24 protein-coding genes are annotated in these 24128 nt (G+C 70.9%); 21 read left to right on the top strand and 3 right to left on the bottom strand.

Going from position 1 to position 24128, the window contains the following annotated elements; translation table 11 throughout:
* The first annotated feature begins 35 nt into the window (after window positions 1-35).
* Entirely contained in the window at window positions 36-1196 is a 1161-nt protein-coding gene (locus AB0F98_RS11790) for a CapA family protein (protein ID WP_357732708.1), read from the top strand.
* A 51-nt stretch (window positions 1197-1247) separates the two neighbouring features.
* Here AB0F98_RS11790 and AB0F98_RS11785 read toward each other — a convergent pair whose 3' ends face one another.
* A complete protein-coding gene (locus tag AB0F98_RS11785; RefSeq protein WP_357732705.1) occupies window positions 1248-1838 on the bottom strand; it encodes a TetR/AcrR family transcriptional regulator in 591 nt (196 codons plus the stop codon).
* Window positions 1839-1888: 50 nt separating this feature from the next.
* Here AB0F98_RS11785 and AB0F98_RS11780 point away from each other — a divergent pair, with 50 nt between their 5' ends.
* Window positions 1889-2458 (top strand): GNAT family N-acetyltransferase, encoded by a 570-nt coding sequence (locus AB0F98_RS11780; protein WP_357732702.1) that lies wholly within the window; start codon window positions 1889-1891, stop codon window positions 2456-2458.
* Here AB0F98_RS11780 and AB0F98_RS11775 read toward each other — a convergent pair.
* Window positions 2455-3213: an FCD domain-containing protein gene (locus tag AB0F98_RS11775; protein WP_357732699.1), complete on the bottom strand. Its 759-nt coding sequence runs from the start codon at window positions 3211-3213 to the stop codon at window positions 2455-2457. The genes AB0F98_RS11780 and AB0F98_RS11775 overlap by 4 nt on opposite strands.
* Before the next feature lie 135 nt (window positions 3214-3348).
* On the opposite strand from AB0F98_RS11775, the gene AB0F98_RS11770 reads away from it, so the two are divergent.
* From AB0F98_RS11770 to AB0F98_RS11680, 19 genes are all read left to right on the top strand, one after another.
* Window positions 3349-4635: a sugar ABC transporter substrate-binding protein gene (locus AB0F98_RS11770; RefSeq protein WP_357732696.1), complete on the top strand. Its 1287-nt coding sequence runs from the start codon at window positions 3349-3351 to the stop codon at window positions 4633-4635.
* A 76-nt stretch (window positions 4636-4711) separates the two neighbouring features.
* Window positions 4712-5662 (top strand): sugar ABC transporter permease, encoded by a 951-nt coding sequence (locus AB0F98_RS11765; protein WP_357732693.1) that lies wholly within the window; start codon window positions 4712-4714, stop codon window positions 5660-5662.
* Entirely contained in the window at window positions 5659-6474 is an 816-nt protein-coding gene (locus AB0F98_RS11760) for a carbohydrate ABC transporter permease (protein WP_357732689.1), read from the top strand. Before AB0F98_RS11765 ends, AB0F98_RS11760 begins: the two co-directional genes overlap by 4 nt.
* Before the next feature lie 7 nt (window positions 6475-6481).
* Window positions 6482-7630, top strand: a complete 1149-nt coding sequence (gene dgoD, locus AB0F98_RS11755; protein WP_357732686.1) for a galactonate dehydratase — start codon at window positions 6482-6484, stop codon at window positions 7628-7630.
* A gap of 5 nt (window positions 7631-7635) precedes the next feature.
* Window positions 7636-8271: a bifunctional 4-hydroxy-2-oxoglutarate aldolase/2-dehydro-3-deoxy-phosphogluconate aldolase gene (locus AB0F98_RS11750; RefSeq protein ID WP_357732683.1), complete on the top strand. Its 636-nt coding sequence runs from the start codon at window positions 7636-7638 to the stop codon at window positions 8269-8271.
* Entirely contained in the window at window positions 8268-9218 is a 951-nt protein-coding gene (locus AB0F98_RS11745; RefSeq protein ID WP_357732680.1) for a sugar kinase, read from the top strand. The genes AB0F98_RS11750 and AB0F98_RS11745 overlap by 4 nt, the downstream gene beginning before the upstream one ends.
* A gap of 31 nt (window positions 9219-9249) precedes the next feature.
* The gene (gene manD, locus AB0F98_RS11740) at window positions 9250-10479 is read left to right on the top strand and encodes a D-mannonate dehydratase ManD (protein ID WP_357732677.1); all 1230 of its coding nucleotides are present in this window, start codon (window positions 9250-9252) and stop codon (window positions 10477-10479) included.
* Window positions 10469-11014, top strand: coding sequence for a gluconokinase (locus AB0F98_RS11735; RefSeq protein ID WP_357732674.1), 546 nt, complete (start codon window positions 10469-10471; stop codon window positions 11012-11014). Before manD ends, AB0F98_RS11735 begins: the two co-directional genes overlap by 11 nt.
* A 104-nt stretch (window positions 11015-11118) precedes the next feature.
* On the top strand, window positions 11119-12621 hold the full coding sequence (locus tag AB0F98_RS11730; RefSeq protein WP_357732671.1) for a hypothetical protein: 1503 nt from the start codon (window positions 11119-11121) through the stop codon (window positions 12619-12621).
* A gap of 155 nt (window positions 12622-12776) precedes the next feature.
* Complete coding sequence (locus AB0F98_RS11725) at window positions 12777-14051, top strand: multidrug effflux MFS transporter (protein ID WP_357732668.1); 1275 nt, start codon at window positions 12777-12779, stop codon at window positions 14049-14051.
* 354 nt (window positions 14052-14405) lie between these two features.
* Complete coding sequence (locus tag AB0F98_RS11720) at window positions 14406-15167, top strand: DeoR/GlpR family DNA-binding transcription regulator (RefSeq protein WP_357732665.1); 762 nt, start codon at window positions 14406-14408, stop codon at window positions 15165-15167.
* Between the two features lie 83 nt (window positions 15168-15250).
* Window positions 15251-16591, top strand: coding sequence for a sugar ABC transporter substrate-binding protein (locus AB0F98_RS11715; RefSeq protein ID WP_357732662.1), 1341 nt, complete (start codon window positions 15251-15253; stop codon window positions 16589-16591).
* Window positions 16592-16649: 58 nt separating this feature from the next.
* On the top strand, window positions 16650-17585 hold the full coding sequence (locus AB0F98_RS11710; protein ID WP_357732660.1) for a sugar ABC transporter permease: 936 nt from the start codon (window positions 16650-16652) through the stop codon (window positions 17583-17585).
* Window positions 17582-18463, top strand: a complete 882-nt coding sequence (locus tag AB0F98_RS11705; RefSeq protein ID WP_357732657.1) for a carbohydrate ABC transporter permease — start codon at window positions 17582-17584, stop codon at window positions 18461-18463. The genes AB0F98_RS11710 and AB0F98_RS11705 overlap by 4 nt, the downstream gene beginning before the upstream one ends.
* Complete coding sequence (locus tag AB0F98_RS11700; protein WP_357732654.1) at window positions 18460-19497, top strand: zinc-dependent alcohol dehydrogenase family protein; 1038 nt, start codon at window positions 18460-18462, stop codon at window positions 19495-19497. Before AB0F98_RS11705 ends, AB0F98_RS11700 begins: the two co-directional genes overlap by 4 nt.
* Window positions 19498-19591: 94 nt before the next feature.
* A complete protein-coding gene (locus tag AB0F98_RS11695) occupies window positions 19592-20479 on the top strand; it encodes an SAM-dependent methyltransferase (protein ID WP_357732651.1) in 888 nt (295 codons plus the stop codon).
* 58 nt (window positions 20480-20537) lie between these two features.
* Window positions 20538-20981 carry a VOC family protein gene (locus AB0F98_RS11690; RefSeq protein WP_357732648.1) on the top strand — a complete coding sequence of 148 codons (444 nt, stop codon included), beginning with the start codon at window positions 20538-20540 and terminating at the stop codon, window positions 20979-20981.
* A 112-nt stretch (window positions 20982-21093) separates the two neighbouring features.
* Window positions 21094-21798, top strand: a complete 705-nt coding sequence (locus AB0F98_RS11685) for a phosphatase PAP2 family protein (RefSeq protein WP_357732645.1) — start codon at window positions 21094-21096, stop codon at window positions 21796-21798.
* A 105-nt stretch (window positions 21799-21903) separates the two neighbouring features.
* Window positions 21904-22281 carry a DUF2267 domain-containing protein gene (locus AB0F98_RS11680; protein WP_357732642.1) on the top strand — a complete coding sequence of 126 codons (378 nt, stop codon included), beginning with the start codon at window positions 21904-21906 and terminating at the stop codon, window positions 22279-22281.
* Window positions 22282-22384: 103 nt separating this feature from the next.
* Here the strand turns inward: AB0F98_RS11680 and AB0F98_RS11675 are convergent, their stop codons facing one another.
* On the bottom strand, window positions 22385-23983 hold the full coding sequence (locus AB0F98_RS11675; protein WP_357732639.1) for a hypothetical protein: 1599 nt from the start codon (window positions 23981-23983) through the stop codon (window positions 22385-22387).
* Between the last annotated feature and the right edge of the window lie 145 nt (window positions 23984-24128).

Raw genomic sequence — 24128 nt, 5'->3', positions numbered from 1 at the left:
CGCAGGGCGCGGCGCGACCGGCATCATGGGCTGTCATGAGGAAGCTGCCCGCCGTAGCGGCGATACTGGCTGCCGTTCTGACGGCGGGCTGCGACGCGCCCGAGCCGGAGCCGTTCGTCCGACCGGTGACCCCGTCCGCGCAGCCCACCAGCGCCGCGCCACCGACCACGCTCACCGTGGTGGCGGCCGGTGACCTGCTGGTGCATCCCGCGCTCAGCGAGCAGGCGGCCGCCGACGCGCGACGGGCCGGGCGCGACGGGCACGACTTCACCCAGATCCTGGCCGCGGTGCGTTCCCGGGTGAGCGCCGCCGACCTGGCCATCTGTCACATGGAGACACCGCTCGCCGAACCGGGCGGCCCCTTCGCCGGCTGGCCGAACTTCAGCGTCCCGCCGCAGTTGGCCGACGCCGCCGCCTGGGCCGGCTTCGACACCTGTTCCACCGCCTCCAACCACTCGCTCGACACCGGGGTCGAGGGCATCGACCGTACGCTCGACAACCTGGACCGGGTGGGTCTGCGGCACACCGGCACGGCCCGTACCGAGGCGGAGGCCCGCCGGCCCACCGTGCTGGACGTCAAGGGCGTCAAGGTCGGGCATCTGTCGTACACGTTGAGCTTCAACGACATCCCGCTCCCGGCGGGCCGGCCGTGGGCGGCCAACCTGATCGACGCCGCCGCCATCCGGGCGGAGGCCCGGCGGGCCCGGGAGGCCGGCGCGGAGATCGTCATCCTGTCGATGCACTGGGGCACCGAGTACCAGCACGAGCCGACCGCCGACCAGGTGGACCTGGCCCACGATCTGCTGGCCTCGCCCGACATCGATCTGATCGTCGGTCACCACGTGCACGTGGTGCAGCCGTTCGAGAAGGTGGGCGACAAGTGGGTCGCCTACGGCATGGGAAACCTCATCACGCGGTTCGCCGACGGCTCGGAGGAGCGTTCGCAGGACGCGGTCGTACCGGAGTTTACCTTCACCCGTACGGCCGGGGGGCGCTGGACGGTCACCGGGGTGGACGTGTTGCCGACCTGGATGGAGTACCGGCCGTTGGCGCGGGTGGTCGACGTGACCGCGGCCGCGGCCGACCCCGGGTCGCCGGCCTTGCTTCGCGCCCGCTACACCGCCGTCCTCCGGCGGATCGCCGGGCTGGTGGATCAGCGGGGCGCGATCGAGGCGGGGTTGCGGATGCCGCACTGAGCGGCGCGACGCCGCGGTCGCCGGCGGCGTCGAGCTCTACCTGCGGCGGGGTTACGCGGGCCCGGGAACGGCGGTGTCGACGAGGCTCAGGTGTCGCTCGACGGCGGCGGTCGTGCGGTCGATGTCTCCCGTGGCGAGCAGGTCCAGCAGGACGCCGCGGAGAACCGCCAGCGTGAGGGTGGGTTCGGCGCCGGCGCCACCCGTGTGTTCGTGGTTCGGCGGACCGGCGAGGAGGGTGAGCCAGTCGTCGACGGTCTGGCGGGCGAAGCCCGCCCATGGGCCGCGCGGGTCGACGAGGGACCGTGCGTACGCCTCCAGCCAGAGGGTCAGCAGTGGACGGTGCGCCGGAGCGACCAACCACCGCCAGGTGGCCCGCACGACGGTGGTCGGATCACCGCCCGCCGGATCTGACCGCACCTGGTCGAGCAACGCCAGTTCCTCGCGGCGGGCTCGTGCGAGCAGGTCCCGGATCAGGCCGTCCTTGGAGCCGAACAGGAACAGCAGCACGCGTGGGCTGGATCCGATGGCGGTGGCCAGGGGGCGTAGCGACAGATCGGCCAGGCCGCACCGCAGGACGTACTGATAGGCGCTCTCGAGTAGTTCCTCCCGGCGTGCGGACGGGGCTCGTGTCGTGTCGCTCATGGCGTTACTCTGCCACTGAAACAGTCGTTTCAGTTGCCTTGGGGGTCGTGATGAACGAGCGATTCGGGATTCGTCCGTTGGGTCGACCCGGTGATCTCGGCTGGGTGGTGATGGCGCACGGCGAGCTGTACGCGGCCGAGTTCGGCTGGGATGCGACCTTCGAGGCGTTGGTGAGCCGGATCGTCGCCGACTACGCCACCGATCGCGACCCACGACGGGAGGCGGCGTGGATCGCCGAGCTGGACGGGCGCCGGGTCGGGTGCGTCTTGTGCGTCGCGGCCGACCAGACCACCGCGCAACTGAGGATTCTCCTCGTGCACCCATCCGCCCGCGGACACGGCCTCGGCGGCCGGTTGGTCGACGAGTGCGTGACGTTCGCCCGCCGGAGCGGATACACGCGCCTGACGTTGTGGACGAACGATCCGCTGGTCGCCGCCCGGCGCGTGTACCTGTCACGGGGCTTCACCCTCGCCGAGCAGGAACGGCATCACAGCTTCGGTGTGGATCTCGTCGGCCAGGTCTACGAGCTCGACCTGCGCGCCGGCGCCGAGGCGCTGCGCCGCAGCGGTCGTCGGCTGGACCCGACGCGGGCCGGCGATGAACGGCAGGACAGGACCTAGGTGCGCTCGGGCTCGACGGCCTGCTCCCAGAGCGACTTCATCTCGTCGAACGCCTGCTCCATCAGCTGCACCATGGCTCGGCGGGCGCGCTCGCCGTCGTGCCGCTGGATGGCCTGGGCGACCTCCGCGTGCAGTTGGAGGGCCTGCTCGTGCGGGTGGTGCGGCATGAGGTGGTGCTTGTGCCGGCCGGTGAGCACCTCCGCGATCAGGTCCTGCAACCGCAGGAACATCTCGTTGCCGGAGGCGTGCAGCACCCGGCGGTGGAACTCGATGTCCAAACTCAGGAAGCGCTCCTCGTCGCCGGCCTTACCCGCGGCCCACATCTTCGCGGCCAGCCCGATGAGGTCGCTGGCCTCCTCGTGACTCGCCCGGGTGGCGGCCAGCAGGGCGGCGTGCGGTTCGACGGCGGTGCGCAGCTCGGTGATCGACCTGAGCTGGGCCATCCGGCCGGCCGAGGCGAGCCGCCACCGGATGACCTGCGGGTCGAAGACGTTCCAGGAGCTGGCCGGACGGATCAGTACGCCCACCCGGCGGCGTGTCTCGATGAATCCCATCGAGGCCAGCACGCGCAGCACCTCGCGGATGACCGAACGCGACACGGCGTACCGGTCGACCAGCTCGTCGATGTTGAGAACCGATCCGGGTGTCAGTTCGCCGCCGCAGATGACGGTGCCGAGGTGTTCGAGGACGCGCGCGTGCAGTCCGGTCTCGGCAGGGGCGGCGCTTACGGGGGCCCCTGAGGCGGACGCTTCCACGCCACTGATCATATCAGTTAGATCAACACCTTGAATAAGTCTGCTTTTTGCGCCTAGCATCCCGACGTTAAGCAGATGTAAAGAGCGAGGTAGCGCCTCGTCGAGGCGATGGCCGCGACAGAAGGAGAGACAAGCGTGCGACGTAGATCGATACTCGGCACTTCTCTGGCCGTGGTCGTCGCGATGGGAGTGGCCGCCTGCGGCGGCGGGGACAGCGGCGAAGGCTCCGACACGCTGCGGATCACCCTGGTGAATCACGTGTGGACGGAGAACCTCAAGCAGGCCCTGCCGGAGTTCGAGAAGCAGTCCGGTCTCAAGGTGGAGGTCACCCAGCTCGGCGAGGATCAGCTCTCCGACCAGTACAACGTCAAGCTGAACGCCGGCTCCAGCGACATCGACGTGATGATGTACCGGCCCCTTCAGGAGGGGAAGCTGTTCGCCAAGAACAAGTACCTCGCCGACCTGACCGACCGGACCAAGTCGGACTCCGCCTTCGAGTTCGGCGACTTCCAGCCCGCGCCGGTGCAGGCCACCACCTACGAGGACAAGGTGGTCGGCGTACCGATCATCACCGAGCAGGAGGTCCTCTACTACCGCAAGGACCTGCTGGAGAAGTCCGGCTTCACCGCCCCGCCGAAGACCCTCGACGAACTCAAGGCGCAGGCGACGAAGGTGGAGGCCGACAACCCGGGCGTGGCCGGCTTCGTGGCCCGCACCGGCAAGGCGGCCGCCGTCACCCAGTTCTCCAGCTTCCTCTACAGCTTCGGCGGTGACTTCGTCGACGCCGGTGGCAAGGCCTCGGTCAACTCGGAGCAGGCCAAGCAGGCGTACGCCTACTACGGCGGGATGCTCAAGGACCACGGCCCGGAGAACATCAGCACCGACATGAGCTGGTCCGAGGCGATGGCCATCTTCACCCAGGGCAAGGCCGCCTTCTACACCGAGGCCAACTCCCTCTACAAGAACGCCACCGACCCGGCCAAGTCGAAGGTCGCCGACACCGTCGGCTTCGCGGCCTTCCCGGCCGGCCCGGCCGGTTCGAAGCCGTACAACATCCCCTCGTGGGCGCTCGGGGTCAACGGCACCTCGGAGAACAAGGACAACGCCTGGAAGTTCATCCAGTGGGCGGCGGGCAAGGAGCAGTCCCTGGTGCAGCAGAAGGCGGGTGTTCCCGGCGCCCGGGCCTCGGTGTGGGCCAACCCGGAGGCCACCTCGACCTACCCGAAGGACCTCGCCGAGGCCACCACGGTCAGCACCGCCAACGGCGTCGGCCACGACCGCCCGCTGGTCGTGAAGGTCGCCGAGGCGCGCGAGATCGTCGGCCAGCCGATCGTCGACGCGATCACCGGCAAGGACTCGGCCGCCTCCGCGGACGCGGCGAACGAGGCGTTCCAGAAGTTCCTCGACGACGAGGCGAAGTAGCCCGACCGTGACGGTGGCGGGGCGCCGACGTGCTCCGCCACCGTACCGGTCACGCCCCTGCGAACCGGAGACCCCGATGTCCACCGTCACCACCCCCGACACCAGATCACCCGAGGCCCGCCCGGCGCTTCCGGACGGGTCGGCCTGGTCGCGCTGGGCCAACGCACACCGCAAGTGGCTCTTCGCGGCACCCGCGATGGCGTTCGTCGCCGTGCTGATCGTCTTCCCGGTGGCCTGGACCGGGTACCTCAGCCTGACCGACGCCGAGGGCTCGGTACGCGCCGAGAGCGAGTTCATCGGCTTCCAGAACTACCTCGACGTGCTCGCCGACACCGACCGCTTCTGGCCGGCCGTCTGGCGTACCGTCGCCTTCACCGGCGTCGTGCTGCTCTTCGAGATCGTCCTCGGCATGGCGATCGCCCTGCTGCTGTGGCGCCCGTTCCGCGGCGAGCGGTGGGTACGCGTGGCGATCCTGCTGCCGCTGGTGGCCACGCCGGTGGCCGTCGGCATGATGTGGCGTCTGATCTTCGACCCCAACATCGGAATGGCCAACCAGGTGCTCGGTTGGGTCGGCATCGGCCCCCAGCCCTGGCTCTCCGGCCAGCACTCGGCGTTGCCGACGACGATGTTCATCGACGTCTGGCAGTGGACCCCGATGGTCGTGCTGATCCTGCTGGCCGGGCTCACCTCGCTCTCCGACGAGCCCCAGGAGGCGGCGCTGATCGACGGCGCCAGCACCTGGCAGCGGTTCCGGCACGTCACCCTGCCGCTGCTCATGCCGACCGTGGTCGTGGCGATCCTGCTGCGCGGCATCGACGCGCTGAAGACCTTCGACATCCTCTACGCCACGAAGGGCCGCGGCGGCGGGTCCTTCCACGAGGTGGAGACCCTGAACGTGTACGCCTACGGGCTCAGCTTCGACTACAACGACTACGGCGTCTCGTCGACCGTCCTCATCATCTTCTTCCTGATCATCATCGGCGTGATGTGGGCGCTGACCTACCGCAAGAAGGGGCTGCAGCGATGAGACCGAGCCGGTCGTTCCGCATCTTCCGGGCGGTGGCCCTCGCCGTCGTGGTGATCGGTCTGCTGGCGCCGCTGCTCTGGATGATCACGGCGTCGCTGAAGACCAACGTCGACATCTACGACACCGGCAAGGCGTTCGCCTTCTCGCCCACCCTGGACAACTACGCCAACGTCCTCCAGCGGGCGAACTACGTCCAGTTCATCGGCAACAGCCTGTGGGTCGCGTTCGCCGCGACCGTGCTGTCGCTCATCCTCGGTGTGCCCGCGGCGTACTCGATGAGCCGGTTCAACATGCGCCGCTCGGCGTTGGTGGTGCTCATGGCCCGGGTGATTCCGGGCGTCTCGCTCCTGGTGCCCTGGTACTACGTCTTCTCGAACCTGCGGATGGTCGGCGGGTTCAGCGTGCTGATCCTGAGCCACATGTTCGTGTCGCTGCCGCTGATCGTCTACATCATGATGGGCTACTTCGACGGGCTGCCCACCGAGCTGGAAGAGGCCGCCCTCGTCGACGGGCTGACCCACATCGGCGCGTTCCGGCGGATCACCATGCCGCTCTCGGTGCCGGGCATCGCCACCGCGGGCATCCTCTCGTTCATCTTCTCCTGGAACAACTTCATGTTCGCCCTCGTGCTCTCCGGCGCGGACACGAAGACGCTCCCGGTGGCGATCTTCGACTTCGTCGGTTACGCCAGCATCGACTGGGGTGGTCTGATGGCCGCGGCCACGGTCGTCACCCTGCCGATCATGGTGATCGCGCTGTTCGTGCAGAAGTACGTCGTCTCCGGCCTGACCGCCGGCGCCACGAAGGGTTGAGCACGTCATGACGACGATCGCACGGGTGGAGACCTTCCTCGTCGCGCCGCGCTGGCTCTTCGTCCGGGTGGAGACCGACTCCGGCGTCGTGGGCTGGGGCGAGGCGACCTGCGAGGGCCGGTCGGAGACCGTCCGCACCGCCGTCGAGCAGCTCAGCGAGCTGCTGATCGGCCGGGACGCGCTGCGGATCGAGGACCACTGGCAGGTGCTCACCAAGGCGTCCTTCTACCGGGGCGGGCCGATTCTGGCCAGCGCCGTCGCCGGCCTCGACCAGGCGCTGTGGGACATCGCCGGCAAGCACTTCGGCGCGCCCGTGCACCAACTGCTCGGCGGTCCGGTCCGGGACCGGATCCGGGTCTACGGCTGGGTCGGCGGTGACGAGCCCGCCGAGGTGCGCGACCAGATCGCCGCGGCCGTCGCCTCGGGCCTGACGGCGGTGAAGATGAACGCGTCCGGGCGGATGAGTTCGGTCGCCTCGGTCGCCGAACTCGACGGTGTGGTGCGGCGGGTCGCCGCCGCCCGCGAGGTGCTCGGTGAGGAGCGGGACGTCGCGGTCGACTTCCACGGCCGGTTCACCCTCGCCAACGCGCGCCGGGTCGCGCCGCTGCTCGAGCCGTACCGGCCGTTCTTCCTCGAGGAGCCGGTGGTCCCGGAGAACTCGCACCTGATCGGCGAGTTCGTCCGCTCCACCAGCACGCCGGTCTCGACGGGGGAGCGGCTCTACAACCGGCAGGAGTTCCTGCCGGTGCTCCAGGCCGGCATCGCGGTCGCGCAGCCGGACCTCTCGCACGCGGGCGGCATCACCGAGGTCCGCAAGATCGCCGCGCTGGCCGAGGTGTACGACGTGCAGCTCGCGCCGCACTGCCCACTCGGCCCGATCGCGCTCGCCGCGTGCCTGCAGGTCGGTTTCGCCACGACCAACTACCTGATCCAGGAGCAGAGCATCGGCATCCACTACAACCTCGGCGCCGACGTGCTCGACTACTGCGTCGACAAGACCCCGCTGACGTTCGTCGACGGGTACGTCGAGCGGCTGCGGGCACCCGGCCTCGGCATCGAGATCGACGAACACGCGGTGCGTACCGCCGACAAGCGCGGGCACGCCTGGCGCAGCCCGACCTGGCGGCACCTCGACGGCTCCTACGCGGAATGGTGACTGACATGACGCTCAACCTCACTGCCGAACTCGCCGCGGCCCGCATCCTCGCGGTCATCCGCGGCAAGTCGAGCTCCGGCGCGATCGCCGCCGGCACCGCACTGCTGGAGGAGGGCGTACGGGTCGTCGAGGTCGCTCTCACGACGCCGGACGCCGCCCGCGCCATCGCGGCCCTGCGCGCGATCGCACCCGCCGGGACCCTGGTCGGCGCGGGTACCGTGCTCACCGCCGCCGACGTGGCCGACGTGGCCGCCGCCGGTGCCCAGTTCGTCGTCACACCGGCCGTCGTCGACTCGATCGCCGCAGCCGCCCGCCGCGACCTCCCGGTCGCCGCCGGGGCGTTCACACCGACCGAGGCGTACACGGCCATGCGGATGGGCGCGTCGGCGGTCAAGCTCTTCCCGGCCTCGGTGGGGGGCCCGGCGTACCTCAAGGCGGTGCGCGACCCGTTCCCGGACATCCCGTTCGTCGCGGTCGGCGGGGTCGGCCTCGACGACGTGCCCGGCTACCTGTCGGTCGGCGCCATCGCGGTCGGCGTCGGCGGGCCGCTGGTCGGCGACGCCGCGTCCGGCGGCGACCTGGTCGCGCTGCGCGAGCGGGCCCGCACCTACCTCACTGCTGTCAAGGGAGCGCACGCATGACCCCCGACCTGCTCACCTTCGGCGAGGCCATGGTGTCGATGCGGTCCACCGGTCCGCTGGCCACCGGCACGCCGCTCAGCATGCACCTGGCCGGCGCCGAGTCCAACGTGGCCATCGGGGTGGCCCGGCTGGGTCACCGGGCCGCCTGGGTCGGGCGGGTGAGCACCGACGAGTTCGGTGAGTACGTCCTGCGGCAGCTGCGCGCCGAGGGCGTCGGCGTCGACGGGGTCGCCCGGGACGCCGAGCGGCAGACCGGTCTGATGTTCCTGGAGCAGCGCTCCGCCGACCTGACCCGGGTGCAGTACTACCGCGCCGGATCGGCCGGCTCGGCGCTGCGCGTCGACGACCTGCGGGCCCCGCTCGCCGCCGGGGCGCGGATGCTGCACCTGACCGGGATCACCCCGGCCCTCTCCGACACCGCGCGGGAGGCGACCTGCTGGGCGGCCGAGACGGCCCACGCGGCGGGGATTCCGATCTGCCTCGACGTGAACTACCGCGCCCGGCTCTGGTCCCGTGCGGCCGCGCGGGAGGTGCTCACGCCGCTGGCGGCCTACGCCACGACCGTCATCGCCTCCGCGGACGAGCTGGACCTCGTCGGCGACCCGGGGGCCGACGAGCCCGCCGTGGCGGCCGAGCTGCTGCGGCGCGGCGTGGAGACCGTGCTGGTCAAGCTCGGCGCCGACGGGGCCCGGGCGTACACAGTCGACGGAGTCGAGGAGGTCGGAGTGGTGAGCGTGACCGCCGTCGACACGGTGGGCGCCGGAGACGCCTTCACCGCCGGATACCTCTCGGGTTGGTTCGACGGCCTGGATCTGACCGGCCGGCTGCGTCGCGCGGCCACCCTGGGCGCCTTCGCGGTCTCCACCCGGGGCGACTGCGAAGGTCTCCCGCGCCGGGCCGAACTCGCTCTCCTCGACGGCCACGAGGCGGGCAGCGTTCTGCGCTGACCGTCGTACCACCGGAAGAAAGGCACCCCTCGTGAAGATCGTTGCAGCCGATGTCATCGTCACCAGCCCCGACCGGAACTTCCTCACCCTCAAGATCACAACTGACGAGGGGTTGACCGGCCTCGGCGACGGCACCCTCAACGGCCGGGAGCTGAGCGTGGCGTCGTACCTGCGCGACCACGTCGTCCCGCTGCTGATCGGACGCGACCCGCACCGCATCGAGGACACCTGGCAGTTCCTGTACCGCTCCGCCTACTGGCGGCGGGGGCCGGTCACCATGGCGGCGATCGCCGCCGTGGACGTGGCCCTGTGGGACATCAAGGCCAAGGCCGCCGGCATGCCGCTCTACCAGCTGCTGGGCGGGGCCTCCCGCACCGGCATCATGGCGTACGGCCACGCCTCCGGGCGGGACCTGCCGGAGCTGTTCGACTCGATCCGCCGCCACCTGGACGAGGGTTTCAAGTCGATCCGCGTGCAGACCTCCGTGCCCGGCATCAACGCCGTCTACGGGGTGGCCACCCAGCCCAGCGTGGACGGCAAGCGGTACGACTACGAGCCGGCGCAGCGCACCCCGTTGCCCGCCGAGGAGGACTGGGACACCCGCGCCTACCTGCGCCACCTCCCCGACGTCTTCGAGGCGGTACGCAACGAGTTCGGCCCGGAGCTGCCGCTGTTGCACGACGGGCACCACCGGATGACCCCGATCCAGGCCGCGAAGCTCGGCAAGGCGCTCGAACCGTACGACCTGTTCTGGCTGGAGGACTGCACGCCGGCGGAGAACCAGGAGGCGTTGCGGCTGGTCCGCCGGCACACCACCACGCCGCTCGCCATCGGCGAGGTCTTCAACACCGTGTGGGACTACCAGACACTCATCCGCGAACAGCTGATCGACTACGTCCGCTCGGCGGTCACCCACACCGGCGGCATCACCGCCATGCGCAAACTGCTCGACTACGCGGCCCAGTACCAGATCAAGAGCGGCATCCACGGCCCCACCGACATCTCCCCGGTGGGGATGGCCGCCGCCCTGCACCTGGACCTGGCGATCCACAACTTCGGCATCCAGGAGTACATGCGGCACGGGCCACTCACCGACGAGGTGTTCCAGCAGTCGTTCACGTTCACCGACGGCTACCTGCACCCGGGGGAGCAGCCGGGGCTCGGCGTCGAGCTCGACGAGGCGGCCGCCGCGAAGTTCCCGTACGTGCCGGCGTACCTGCCGTTCAACCGGCTCAAGGACGGAACCGTCCATGACTGGTGACCGGCGGCCCACCCGGCACGTCGTGGTCATGGGTGTCTCCGGCGCCGGCAAGACCACCGTGGCTCGGGGGATCAGCGAGGCGACCGGTCTGCTCTTCGCCGAGGCCGACGAGTTCCACCCGGCGGAGAACGTGGCGCGGATGCGGGCCGGTGTACCCCTGGACGACGCGGCTCGCCTGCCCTGGCTGCGTGAACTCGCCGGCTGGATGGCCGCGCGGGCGGCGGAGGGACGCTCGACGGTGCTGGCCTGCTCGGCGCTGCGGCGGTCGTACCGGGACGTGCTGCGCCATGGTCCGCCCGGAGTGGACTTCGTGCACCTGGACGGGCCGGCCGAGGTCATTGGGGATCGGATGGCCCGCCGGACGGGGCACTTCATGCCGGCCAGCCTGCTCGAGTCTCAGCTCGCCACCCTCGAGCCGGCCGAGCCGGACGAGTCGGTGCTCGTGCTCGACGTCTCGCTCAGCCCGGAGCAGCTCGTGGCGGCGGCGGTCGACGTCCTCGATCTGCCCACCGTGACCCCGGTGGGGGAGCGGTAGCCCGTTCGGGCCGGCCTGCCCGCCGTGCACCTGATGGTGTGCGGCGGGCAGAACATAGGGAAACTCCCGATTCCTCGGCACCGCCGTCGCCGTAGCGTCGTCGCATGACCCGACGATCCGGCGTGCGGAAGCTTGGTTCGATCGTCCTCATCGTCGTGATACTGCTGGCGGCGGGCGCGTGCAAGGGCGGCTCGCCGACCGGCCCGGGCAACGAGGACCCGTGGAGCGAAGCGGCGCTGCGGTACGGGCCCGCACCGGTGGCGAATCCGGACGTGACGTTCCAACCCGACGTGGTGATCGTGGGCGGCGGTGGCCGGTCGATCAGGTCGGTCACCGCGGACGGGCTCACCTGGCGCATCGATGGCGACGCCGAGCACGCCGACGACGTGGCCGTCGGCAAGGTCATGTTCGTGACCGGCCGCAGCGTCGGCCGGGTGCTGCACCTGGAGCGCGACGGCGCCGACCTGCTCGTCACGCTGGGACCGGTGACGCTGACCGAGGTGATCCGGGACGGCACCTTCGTCAAGAAGGGGCTGCGGCTCACCGACCCTGTCCTGTACCAGGCCGGGGATCCGTTCTGGGCGAACACCGACGAGACCGGGGCCGTGGCCCCGTCACCGACCGGCCGGTTCGGCCGGAGCGTGCCGCTGCGCGGGGCGCCCGCGGTCCCGCCGCCCGGACGACCCGTGCAGCCCCCACCGACGCGCGAGCGGGAGGCCCAGACCGTCGCCGCCAACTTCTCCAACGGAGTGAGCTTCAACGACGGCGCGGAGGTCAGCTTCCACTACGACCGCGGCGGCCTGAAGCTGAGCGGGCGGGCGGCCCTCACCTTCAAGTCGCCCGATGCGAACTTCCACCTCAACATCCGCGGCGGCCGGGTGACCCGTGCCGAGCTGGAGGTGACCGGCGGGTTCGGCATCCGGGTGGCCTTCGAGGCCGGGATCCAGGGCGGGCAGAACATCAAGGCGGTCCTGCCGATCCCCGTCGAGGCGGCCTTCCCGATCGGCACCGTCGTCGGCGTGCCCCTCATGTTCACCATCAGCCAGACGTTGAAGGTCACGACGGCGTTCGGTGCCAAGGCCGGGACGATCAAGGGCTCAGGCGAGTTCTCTCTCGCGGGATCGCTCGGTTACGGCTACGCCAACAACGCGTTCGGCCCGCGCGTCAGCACGAACGTGCAACGCAAGAGCAGCCTCATCGACTCACTCACCGGAGTCCCCGTCGGCGTCATGGGGCTGCTCATCGAGCATCGGGTCAAGTTCGACGTCGGATTCAACGCCTTCGTCTTCAAGGCCGGTGTCTTCTTCGAGGTCCGCACCGCGTACGGCACCACGCTCGGGTCGGCCCTGGGCGCGGTCGGCACCCTCGGCTCCCACTTCGTGGAGTGCCGGGGCGTCGGGCTCGGAGTGTGGGCCAGCTACGGCGTCGGGTACAGCATCCTCCAGCCGGTGGTCGACCTCGTCAACAAGTTCCTGAACCTGATCAAGGTGAAACCCATCGACGGCGAGAGACGGCTCGGGCCGCCGCCGTACAAGATCTGGAGCAAGGAGGAGATCACGCCGCCGGGCACCAAGATCTGCGGTACCCCGCAGGCCTCGGTCGACTGACCCCTGCCGGACAGGTCCGATCTCCAGCGCCGCGTGTGAGGTGAGGCACCTTCGGCCCGTCCGGGAATGAGATCAGCCGCCGACGGTTTGCTGGCAGGTGTGATTGCTGCACGTAGACCCGCACACGTCCGTCAGAGACCCATGGGGGCGCAGGCATGACGCCGGCCCCCACCGAAGTTCCCGCCGTCCAGACCTCCGGCGACCTGATGAGCACCGCGCGCCGGCTGCGACTGGTCCTGGTGCTCGGCTCGCTGACCGCGATCGGTCCGCTCACCATCGACATGTACCTGCCGGCGCTCCCGGAGATCGCCGCTGACCTGCACACCACGTCCGCGGCCGTGCAGCTGACCCTGACCGGGACGCTCGCGGGGCTCGCCGTCGGCCAGTTGCTGATCGGCCCGCTCTCCGACGCGGTCGGGCGGCGGGTGCCGCTGCTCGCCGGGGTCGCCCTGCACATCGTGGCGTCGGTGCTGTGCGTTCTCGCCCCGAGCATCGCCGTGGTCGGCGTGCTACGGGTGCTGCAGGGGCTGGGCGTGGCGGCCGCGTCGGTGGTGGCGATGGCCGTGGTCCGCGACCTGTTCGACGGTGCCGCCTTCGCTCGGCTCTTCTCCCGGCTCATGCTGGTCGTCGGCGTGGCGCCGGTGCTCGCCCCGACCCTGGGCAGCGGGCTGCTGCGCTGGTCGGACTGGCGCGGTGTGTTCATCGCCCTCGCGGCGTTCGGCATCATCCTGATCACGGTGGCGGCGTTCGGACTCCCGGAGACCCTGCCGCCCGCGCTGCGCCGTCGCGGTGGTGTCGTCGCGACCGCCCGGGTCTACGGCTCCCTGCTGCGTGACCGCGTGTTCGTCGGCCTGATCCTGGTCACCGGCCTGGCCATGGCGGCGCTGTTCGCGTACGTGTCCGGGTCGTCGTTCGTCTTCCAGGAGCAGTACGGGCTGGACGAGCAGCAGTTCGGGATCGCGTTCGGGGCGGGTGCCATCGGCCTGATCGCGGCCACCCAGCTGAACGTCCGGCTGCTCAGCCGGTACTCGCCGCAGCGGATCCTGATCGCCGCACTGGGGTTGGGCACCGTGGCCGGCCTCGTGCTGACGACCTTCGCCGTGACCGGTGTCGGCGGGCTGCCGACCGTGCTGGCGTCGCTGTGGGTGGTCCTGTTCGCGGCGGGCCTGGCCATGCCGAACGCGCCCGCGCTCGCCCTGTCCCGGCACGGTGAGGCGGCCGGCACGGCCGCGGCGATGCTCGGTGCGGTGCAGTTCGGCGTGGGCGCGCTGGCCGCGCCGCTGGTCGGCATGCTCGGCACGGGGGTCGTGGCGATGGCCGTGGTCGTGGCCGGCGGCATGATCGCCGCAGTCGCCGTGCTGTTCGTGGTCGTGCGCCCGGCGCGGCTCGGGGACGTCGCGGCGTCGGCGGTGACCGTGGTGGCGCACTGACCGTACGGCTGTCTGCCGAGCGAATGTCGATCCGAGCGGCCGGCGGGGCGGAAGCCTCGCCGGCCGTCGCGTTCTCTGGTGCGCCCGGTCACCCGCCGCGCCCGCCGACGCTCTCGGCTCCTGGCGGGCCGAGGTGCCCGTTCGTGCCCTCGGAGCGAGGACGGGCAACATCCGGGCAGCCATCCTGCCCAAACGGGCGCACCATTTGTCGGCCTTCGGCTGTCTCGTTGGTGTTGGTGCGCCCGACCGCTCGCCGCAAACGGGCAGGAATCCTCCGGATTTTGCCCGCTCCGATAGGCGTCACATCCGCGTCACGGTGTTAAAAATTAGCAACCGATTGGCGGGAGGTGAGCGATGAACTCGATGGAACGCCGGCAGCACATTCTCGCTCTCGCCCGCGACCAGGGTGCGGTCGACGTGCAGAAACTCGCCGCCGACCTGGCCGTGTCGCCGGAGACGGTCCGGCGCGACCTGCACCGGCTCGAACAGCAGGGGCTGGTGCGGCGTACCCACGGCGGCGCCTATCCGGTGGAGACCGCCCGGTTCGAGACGACCCTCGACACGCGGACCACCCGACTGGTGACGGAGAAGCGCCGAATCGCCACAGCGGCGGCGCAGCTGCTCGGCGACGCCGAGTCGGTCTTCATCGACGAGGGATACACACCCCGGCTGATCGCTGAGGCGCTGCCGGCCGAGCGGGCGCTCACCGTGGTCACCGCCTCGCTGGACACCGCGGCGATCCTCGCCGATTCGCCCGCCACCACGGTCCTGCTGCTGGGCGGCCGGGTCCGGGGCCGGACCCGGGCGACAGTCGATCATTGGGCGGTCGACATGCTCGCCGGTTTCGTGATCGACCTGGCCTTCGTCGGCGCGAACGGGATCTCCCGGGAGCACGGCCTCACCACCCCCGACCCGGCCGTCGCCGCCGTGAAGGCGCAAGTGATCAGCGTGTCCCGCCGCGTCGTCTTCGCCGGCGTACACACCAAGTTCGGTGCCAGCAGCTTCTGCCGCTTCGCGGACGTCGCCGACGTCGACGCCGTCGTCACGGACGTCGGCCTGCCGGCGTCCGAGGCACACCGCTACTCGCTGCTCGGCCCGGTGGTTCAGCGCGTCTGACTCACCGGACCGGCCATCCCCCTCACCACCACCGAAACGGATCCTGGAGGTTCGCTGTGCCCAGAAGATGGTCTCCGCACCGCTTGCGACCCGCACTGGCCCTGGCCGTCGTGGCCGTCCTCACCGCCACGGGCTGCTCCGGGGCCGGCGGCGGATCCTCCGACGACGGCGACGGCAAGAGCATCACCGTGCTCATGGTGGGCAACCCGCAGATGGAGGACCTCGCCAAGGTCACCGCTGACAACTTCACCAAGGAGACCGGCATCGAGGTCCGGTTCACGATCCTGCCGGAGAACGAGCTGCGCGACAAGGTCACCCAGGACGTGGCCACCCAGGGCGGCCAGTACGACGTGGCGACTATCGGCGCGTACGAGGCCCCGATCTGGTCGAAGAACGGCTGGCTGCACGAACTGACCTCGTACGCCGACGCCGACGCCGGCTACGACCGGGCCGACCTGCTCCAGCCGATGGTCACCTCGCTCTCCGGTGAGGACGGCAAGCTCTACGCCGCGCCGTTCTACGGAGAGTCGTCGTTCCTCATGTACAACAAGGAACTCTTCGCCGCCAAGGGCCTGACCATGCCGGAGCGGCCGACCTGGCAGCAGGTGGCGCAGTTCGCCGCGCAGTTGGACGACGAGAAGGCCGGGGTCTCCGGCATCTGCCTGCGCGGGCTGCCCGGTTGGGGAGAACTGTTCGCCCCGCTCACCACTGTCGTGAACACGTTCGGTGGCACCTGGTTCGAGAAGGACTGGACGCCGAAGGTCGACGCGCCCGAATTCGTCGAGGCCACGAAGTTCTACGTGGACCTGGTCCGCGAGCACGGTGCACCCGGGGCGCCGCAGGCCGGCTTCACCGAGTGCCTGAACACCTTCGGTCAGGGCAAGGCGGCGATGTGGTACGACGCCACGTCGGCGGCCGGCACCCTCGAGGACGCCTCGGCCAGCACGGTGGCCGGCAAGGTCGGCTACGCGTACGCGCCGGTCAACAAGACGAAGTCGTCCGGCTGGCTGTGGGCGTGGGCGCTGGCGATGCCCAAGACGACCAAGCACCCCGACGCCGCCTGGAAGTTCATCTCCTGGGCCACCGGCAAGGAGTACGAGCGGATGATCGGCTCCTCGCTCGGTTGGTCCCGGGTCCCGGCCGGTAAGCGGCAGTCCACCTATGCCATCCCGGAGTACCGGGAGTCCGCCGCGGCGTTCGCGGACCTGACGCTCAAGTCGATCCAGGAGGCCGACCCGAAGAACCCGGGTGTGCAACCGCGACCCGCACTCGGGGTGCAGTTCGTCGGCATCCCCGAGTTCGCCGACCTGGGCACCAAGGTGTCGCAGGAGGTCTCCGCGGCGATCGCGGGCGGCACCACGGTGGAGAAGGCACTCGCCGACGGCCAGAAGCTGGCCGAGGAAGTCGCCCGGGAGAACCGGTAGCCACGGCCGGGAGCGGCCGCCCGCCGCGGCCGCTCCCCGCCCGACCCGAGGTGAACCGATGACACAGACAGTTGCCACCGGCGCGGGCCTGACGCCCCGTGCCCCGGTCGCGGCGTCAGCCCGACGGCGCGCCGCCGACAGGTGGTCCCGCCGCGCGCCGTTGCTGCCCGCCCTGCTCTTCGCGATCGTCGTGACCCAGATTCCGTTCCTGGTCACCATCTACTTGTCCACACTCGACTGGAACGCGTTGCGTCCCGGTGAGCGCAGCTTCATCGGTCTCGCCAACTACGCCGAGGTGCTCACCGACTCCCGGCTGCGAGCGGCCCTGACCAACACGGTGGTGCTCACCGCCGGAGCGGTCGTCGCGTCGGTGCTGCTCGGGCTCGGGGTCGCGATCCTGCTCGACCGGAGGTTCCCCGGCCGGGGGATCGTCCGGACCCTGCTCATCACCCCGTTCCTCGTGATGCCGATGGCCGCGGCCCTGCTGTGGAAGCACGCCATCTACAACCCCGCGTACGGCCTGATCAACGGCGTGCTCGGCGGCAGCACCGACTGGGTCTCGCAGTACCCGATGCTCTCCGTCGTCGCCACCCTGGTCTGGCAGTGGACCCCGTTCATGATGCTGATCATCCTCGCCGGGTTGCAGAGCCAGTCGACGGAGATTCTCGAAGCGGCCCGGGTCGACGGCGCCGGAGGCTGGCAGATCTTCACCCGGATCACGCTGCCCCACCTGCGCCCGTACCTGGAACTCGGCGCCCTGCTCGGCTCGATCTACCTGGTGCAGACCTTCGACGCGGTCTTCACCATCACGCAGGGTGGCCCGGGCACCGCCACCACCAACCTGCCGTACGAGATCTACCTGACCACGTTCCGCAAGTTCGAGTACGGCGAGGCGGCCGCCGCAGGTGTCGTGGTGGTGATCGGCACGATCGTCGTCGCCACCTTCGCGCTGCGGGTCATCTCCAGCCTGTTCCGGATGGAGGACGCCCGATGACCGCCGTACGCCCCGGCCCGACCGCCGTCCCGCCCGCCACGTCCAGCGGCCGCCGAGCCCGGCGGGCGGCCGCCCCGGCCGCAGCGGCCTGGACCGTTCTCGCCTGGCTGGTCGGGCTGCTGTTCTTCCTGCCGGTGCTCTGGATGGTGCTCACCGGGTTCAAGCGGGAGGTGGACGCGGCGAGCAACCCGCCGACCTGGGTGTTCACCCCGGTACTCGACGGCTACCGGCAGGTCTTCGACCGGGACATCACCCCGTACCTGCTCAACTCGCTGATGGCCAGCCTGCTCTCGACGCTGCTGGTGCTGCTGCTGGCCACCCCGGCGGCGTACGCGCTGTCGATCCGGCCGGTGGCGAAGTGGCGCGACGTGCTGTTCTTCTTCATCAGCACCAAGATGCTCCCGGCGGTGGCCGCGCTGCTCCCCATCTATCTGCTGGTCAAGGAGTTCGGCCTGCTCGACAACGTCTGGAGCATGATCATCCTCTACACCGCGATGAACCTGCCACTCGCGGTCTGGATGATGCGGTCGTTCCTGCTGGAGGTTCCGCCGGCGCTGATCGAGGCGGCCGCGGTGGACGGCGCGAGCGTGCTGCTGACCATCCGCCGGATCCTGTTGCCGATCGTCGCGCCGGGGCTCGCCGCGACCGCGTTGATCTGCTTCATCTTCAGCTGGAACGAGTTCTTCTTCGCGGTGAACCTGACCGCGACTCGGGCCGGCACGTCACCGATCTTCCTGGTCGGCTTCATCACCTCCGAAGGGCTGTTCCTGGCGCGGCTCTGCGCGGCGGCGACGCTGGTGTCGCTGCCGGTCGTGCTCGCCGGCTGGATCGCCCAGAAGCAACTCGTACGTGGACTCTCGATGGGAGCGGTCAAGTGAAAGCAGCGGTCATCGTCACGCCGGGTCAGATCTCGGTCGAGTCGGTACCCGACCCGACGCCCGGACCCCGTGACGTCGTGGTGCAGGTGGCCGGCTGCGGCATCTGCGGCACCGACCTGCACATCCTCGACGGCGAGTTCGCTCCCGCGTACCCGATCGTTCCCGGACACGAGTTCGCCGGCACGGTCGTCGCGACGGGCCGCGACGTCACCGAGGTGCGGGTCGGCGAGGCCGTCGCGGTCGACCCCTCGCTGCACTGCGGAGAGTGCTACCAGTGCCGCCGAGCCCGGGGCAACCTCTGCGAGCGGTGGGCGGCCATCGGAGTCACCGTGTCCGGCGGGGCCGCCGAGTTCGCGGTGGCCCCGGTGAAGAACTGCTTCCCGCTGCCCGAAGGGGTGGCGCCGGTGGACGCCGCGCTGATCGAGCCACTCTCCTGTGCGGTACGTGGATTCGACGTCCTGCCCCGGCGGCTGGGCGACCACTACCTGATCTACGGGGCCGGGACGATGGGGCTGATGATGCTGGAGCTCGCCAAGCGCTGCGGTGCCGCGAGCGTCAGCGTGGTGGATCCGAACCCGGCCCGGCTGGCCACCGCCGTCCGGCTGGGCTGCTCGGCGTCGGCGTCGGACGCCGACGAGCTGACCCGGGCCCGCGGCTGGGACGTCGTCATCGACTGCACCGGCGTGCAGGCGGCCATCGACGACGGCCTCGGCCGGGTCGCGCCCGCCGGCACGTTCCTCCAGTTCGGAGTCGCCGAGTACCGCACCCGGGCGACGATCGAGCCGTACCGGATCTACAACAAGGAGATCACGGTGACCGGGTCGATGGCGGTGCTGCACAGCTTCGAACGGGCCGGTGAACTGTTCGCCGCCGGCATCCTCGACCCCGACCTGTTCATCAGCCACCGGTTCCCGCTGGACAGCTACGCCGACGCGGTCGCCCAGTTCCGTGCCGGCGTCGGGCGGAAGATCGAGATCGTCGGGGCCGGCGAGCCGGTCCGTGAGCCCGCCCCGGCGCAGGTCGGCAGCGCCTGATCCACCCCGTGCCGCCCCGGCCCGCCGCCCTCGTCACCGGGCGGCGGGCCGCCTGTCGGCCCGTCCCGCCGCGCCCGCGGGCGGCCGGATCGCGATGCATCCTCTAGGCTGCGCTCGTCGATACCGGCCGATAGAAGGGACGGAGACGATCGTGTCGCACAGCGAGGCCGCCGTTGGGCTCGAGGAGAACCCACCGTCCGGAGTGGACGCCCGCATCCCGCACTCGGCGCGGGTGTACGACTGGTGGCTCGGCGGTAAGGACAACTTCGCCGCGGACCGGGCGATGGGCGCGGCCCTCATCGAGGCGATCCCGACCCTGCGCACCATGGCCAAGGAGAATCGGCGGTTCGTCCACCGGGTGGCCCGCTATCTGGTGAGCGAGGCCGGTATCCGGCAGTTCGTCGACATCGGCACCGGGATCCCCACCCGTCCCAACCTGCACGAGGTGGCTCAGGCGGTGGCGCCGGAGACCCGAGTCGTCTACGTCGACAACGACCCCATCGTGCTGGCGCACGCCCGGGCGCTGATGATCAGCACCGCGGAGGGGCGCAGCGAGTACATCCACGCCGACCTGCGGGAGCCGGAGAAGATCCTCTCGGACGCCCGGCTCACCGAGACCCTGGACCTGGACCGGCCGGTGGCGCTCACCCTCATCGCGGTGCTGATGCTGCTGCGTGACAGCGACGACCCGGCCGGCAAGCTGCGTGCGCTCATGGACGCCGTGCCGTCCGGCAGCTACCTGGCGATCACCCACCCGACCGGGGACTTCAACCCGGCCGAGATGAACGCCGCTGTCGCCGCGGCCTCCCAGGGCGGCATGACGCTGGTGCCGCGTACCCGCGAGGAGGTGGAGCGTCTCTTCGGAGGCTGGGAGCTGATCGAGCCGGGCATCGCCCCGGTGATGGCGTGGCGGCCGGAGGACGGGCAGCCCGACGACCCGCACGCCGCGTACTACTGGGCTGGGCTCGCGCGCAAGCCGTGAGGTGTGCCGGGGTCGTCGGCGGGTACCCGCGCTGCCGGACGAGCTCCGGGAGGCGCGGATGGCGACCGAGGCGCCGGACTACTTCCGGCCGGAGAACGGAATGGTGCTCACCCACCTGCTGATCGTGCGGGACGTGGATCGCTCGCGGGAGTTCTACCGGCAGGTCCTGGGCGCGACGGTGGTGCGCGAGCGGCAACCGGCCATCCTGCGGTTCCACAACAGCTACATCGTGATCAACGACGAGGGTGGCCCGACCGACGACAAGCCGACGGTACGGGCCCAGGCCCCGGCGGACCCGGACGTGCTGAGCGGCGCCATGAACGTCCGGGTCACCGACGTCCGGGCGGTGTACGAGCAGTGGCGCTCCCGAGGTGGGGAGTTCCTGACCGAGCCGAAGGACCACGGCGTCGAGATCCGCTGCTACCTGCGGGACCCGGACGGCTACCTGATCGAGCTCGGCCAGGGCACCGGGATCCTGGCCGAGGCGGCCGGCGGCGAGTAGCCGACGCGGGACGCGTCCGGGGTAATCCGTCGAGTACCGGCCGCAGCCGGTGCCGCTCGCGCTATTTTCGCACTGTCAGCCGGATATGCCCGGGGGTGGAGCGGAGAGGGCCATGCCAACGGGTACCTCCTCGCGCCGCCGCCCACCCCGGCCGCTCGGTGTGCCCGTGCTCGCGCCGGTCCCCGGCGGCTGGTGGCTCGACGGACTGCTGCTCGCCGCCTTGGCCGCGCTCACCGCGGCCCTGGTCTGGTGGCGGCCGCTGCTGCGGGTGGACATCGTCGTACGCGACTGGTGCGACCAGCACCGGCCCCCGCCGGTGTCCACGATGATGTACGTGTTCGACCGGATCGGCCAGGGCGGCGCGCTCACCGCCGTGACCGTGCTGGTGTCGTTCTGGCTGGCCTGGCGACACCGGTCGGTACGTCCGATCATCCCGGCCGGGCTCGCACCGATCATCAGCACCCTGCTGATCGTGGGCTTGAAACGGTGGACCTCGCGGGGCGCCCCGCACCACGGCTCGGTGGAGATGTTCAGCGACGGGTGGGAGGAGTACTACCCCTCCGGGCACGTGAGCAACGGCATCGTCTACTTCGGTGTGCTCGCCATGTTGCTCGCCCCGTACCTGCCGGTGCTGGTCCGTCGGTTGCTGATGTGGGTGCCGGGCGTGCTCGTCTTCATCGGCACCACCTACCTCGGCTACCACTGGCTGACCGACAGCATCGCCGGCTACCTGCTGGGCCTGCTGATCGTGCGGGCGCTCCTGCGGGTGCCGTGGCGGACGCTGCCGCTTCCCCGGTGGCTGGACCGCGCCCGCTGACCGGGCACACGAGCCGCGGGCGGATGGCGAATGGCGCTCCCGTCCGCGTCCGCTGTGCCAGACTCGGGGGCGCGGGACCGTCGGCGACCGGCGAAGGAGGACGTCGTGAAGTACCACGAGTTCGTGGCCACGGTACGTCAGCGCGGTGAGTACGCCAGCACCGCCGAGGCCGAGGAGGCCATCCGGGCCGTACTCGTCGTCCTCGCCGCCCGCCTGACCCCCGACGAGGCGCACGACCTCGCCGCCCAGCTTCCGCACGGCGTCGCCGAGATCATGGAGGAGGCGCACGAGCCCACGCTGCAACTGTCGGTCCAGGAGTTCCTGCAGCGCATCGCCGCCGGCACCGGGGCGACCAGCCGGACGGCCGAGTGGGACGCCGGCGCCGTGCTGTCGACGGTGGCGGACGCGATCAGCGACGGCGAGCTGAACGACCTGATCACCCAGCTGCCGTCGGGCTACGCGGAGCTCTTCGGCACAACCTGACGGCGGGGAGCGAGCGCTCCCCAGCAGTTCTCGAGCGTGGGTGGGTCGACGGGGCGCACCCCTTCGGTGCGGCCGCGCCGACCCACCCCTCGCCCGGCAGGCCCTATGCCCGCTCGGGGACGATCACGTTGCCGGGTGCCGGGAATTGCTGCTCGCCCGGCTGTTCCGACATCGGGTGCCCGGCCTGTTCGGCCGGCGCGTACGTCTCGGTGGGCGCGGACTGCTCGGCCGAGGAGTACGCCTCGGGCTGGACGGTCCCGTCGGCCGGGAGGTGCGCCTCGGGCTGGGCGGCCTGCTCGACCGGTGGGTGCGCCTCGGCTGGTGCGCTCTGCTCGGCAGCGTGCCGCAGCTGCGGCTGCTCGCCCGGAGCGGGCGACGGCTCGACGTGCGCCGGCCCGCTGTTCGCCCGCCGCCGGCCCGACTCGCGCGCGGCCACCGTCGGATACTCGGCCGTCTCCGCACCGCCGGCCGCGGCCGCCATCACCGCCGCCGCGGCGAGGTCGGCGACCCGCTTCGCCTCCCGCTGCACCCGGGCACGGACGTCCTTGGCGTGCCGTTCGGCCAGATCGGCGGACCGGCGTGCCTCGTCCAGGCGCGACGCCTCGGTGGCGAGTTGCTGGCGGACCTCCTCCAGGCGCCGCTGCGCCGTGCCCAGCTCGTGCTCCGCCGCCGCCTGCTCCTGGCGCGACCCGGCCAGGTCGCGCTGGGCCGTGCCCAGTTCGGACTCCACCTGGGCCAGCGCCTGCTGGCGCAGCGTGATCTCCCGCTGCAACTCGGTGAGCTGCTCGTGGTGGGCGGTGGCCTGCTCATCCGCCCGCTGCCGCACCTCCGTCGCGTACTGCTGCGCCTCGGCGATGAGCGAGCCGATGGTCTGCTCGGCGGCGTTGCGCTGGTTCTCGATCTCCCGCTCGGCGGTCGCCCGTTGCTCCGCGATCTCCTGCTCGGCGGCGGCCCGCCGTTCGTTGACGTCCCGTTCGATGTTGGCCTGCCACTGGGCCAGCTCCTGCTGGCTCTTGTTCCGGGCGGCCTGCAGCTCCTGCTGGATCTGTGTACGGGCCGCGCGGGTCAGCGCCTCGGAGGCGGCCCGGGCCTGCTCGACCTGCTGGGCGCTCTGCTCACTGATCCGCTTCGCCTCCTGACGGGCCCGCTCGTGTGCGGCCTCACCGTCGGCGCGCAGCTTCTCCGCCGCCTCACGGATCTCGGCGATCTCGGTCTCGACCGCCGTGCGCCGCTCCTCGTACGCCTTCTCCTGCTCGGTGCGGCGCGCGGAGAGCTCCTCCTCCAGCTCCTGAAGCGTCCGGGTGGCCCGCTCGCGTGCGTCGACCAGCGTCCGCTCCGCCTCGGCCTGCAACTCACCGGCGCGCTGCGCGGCGGCGTCGGCGATCGCCCCGGCCTGCTTCTCGGCCAGGGCCAGGATCTGGTCGACCATCGGGCCCAGATCGCGGAACGACGCGCGATCGGGCTGGGTGGGGCGGTGCCGCAGCTCGGTCAGCTCCGTGTGCAGCTGCTGCATCTGAGCGGTCAGCTCCCGGACCTGACCGGTCACCCGGTCGCGATCGGTGGTCAGCGCGGTGAGCTGGGCGTCGAGTTGCTCGATGTACCGGTCGACCTGCCGCTTCTCGTAGCCGCGCAGCGTCAGCTCGAAGGTGGGCCGCGAGACGCGATGGTCGCGTACCGTGAACGACTCTTCGCCGTTGGACATCCGACATCCTCCGTACGATCGTGCCGTCCCCACGGGGCATGGGGTCGCGCAACGCTACCGCCGTGCCGACGGAGACCATCACCGACCCGGCGCCCCCTGCGGGGGCGCGCCCGTCGTGCGTGGACGTCCGCCGCCGTCCGGCGCG

It is taken from the genome of Micromonospora sp. NPDC023737 (assembly GCF_040639715.1).
In the GTDB taxonomy this organism is placed as follows: Bacteria; Actinomycetota; Actinomycetes; order Mycobacteriales; family Micromonosporaceae; genus Micromonospora.
Note: the sequence above shows the minus strand (reverse complement) of the source record. Positions and strands in the feature narration are given on the sequence as shown.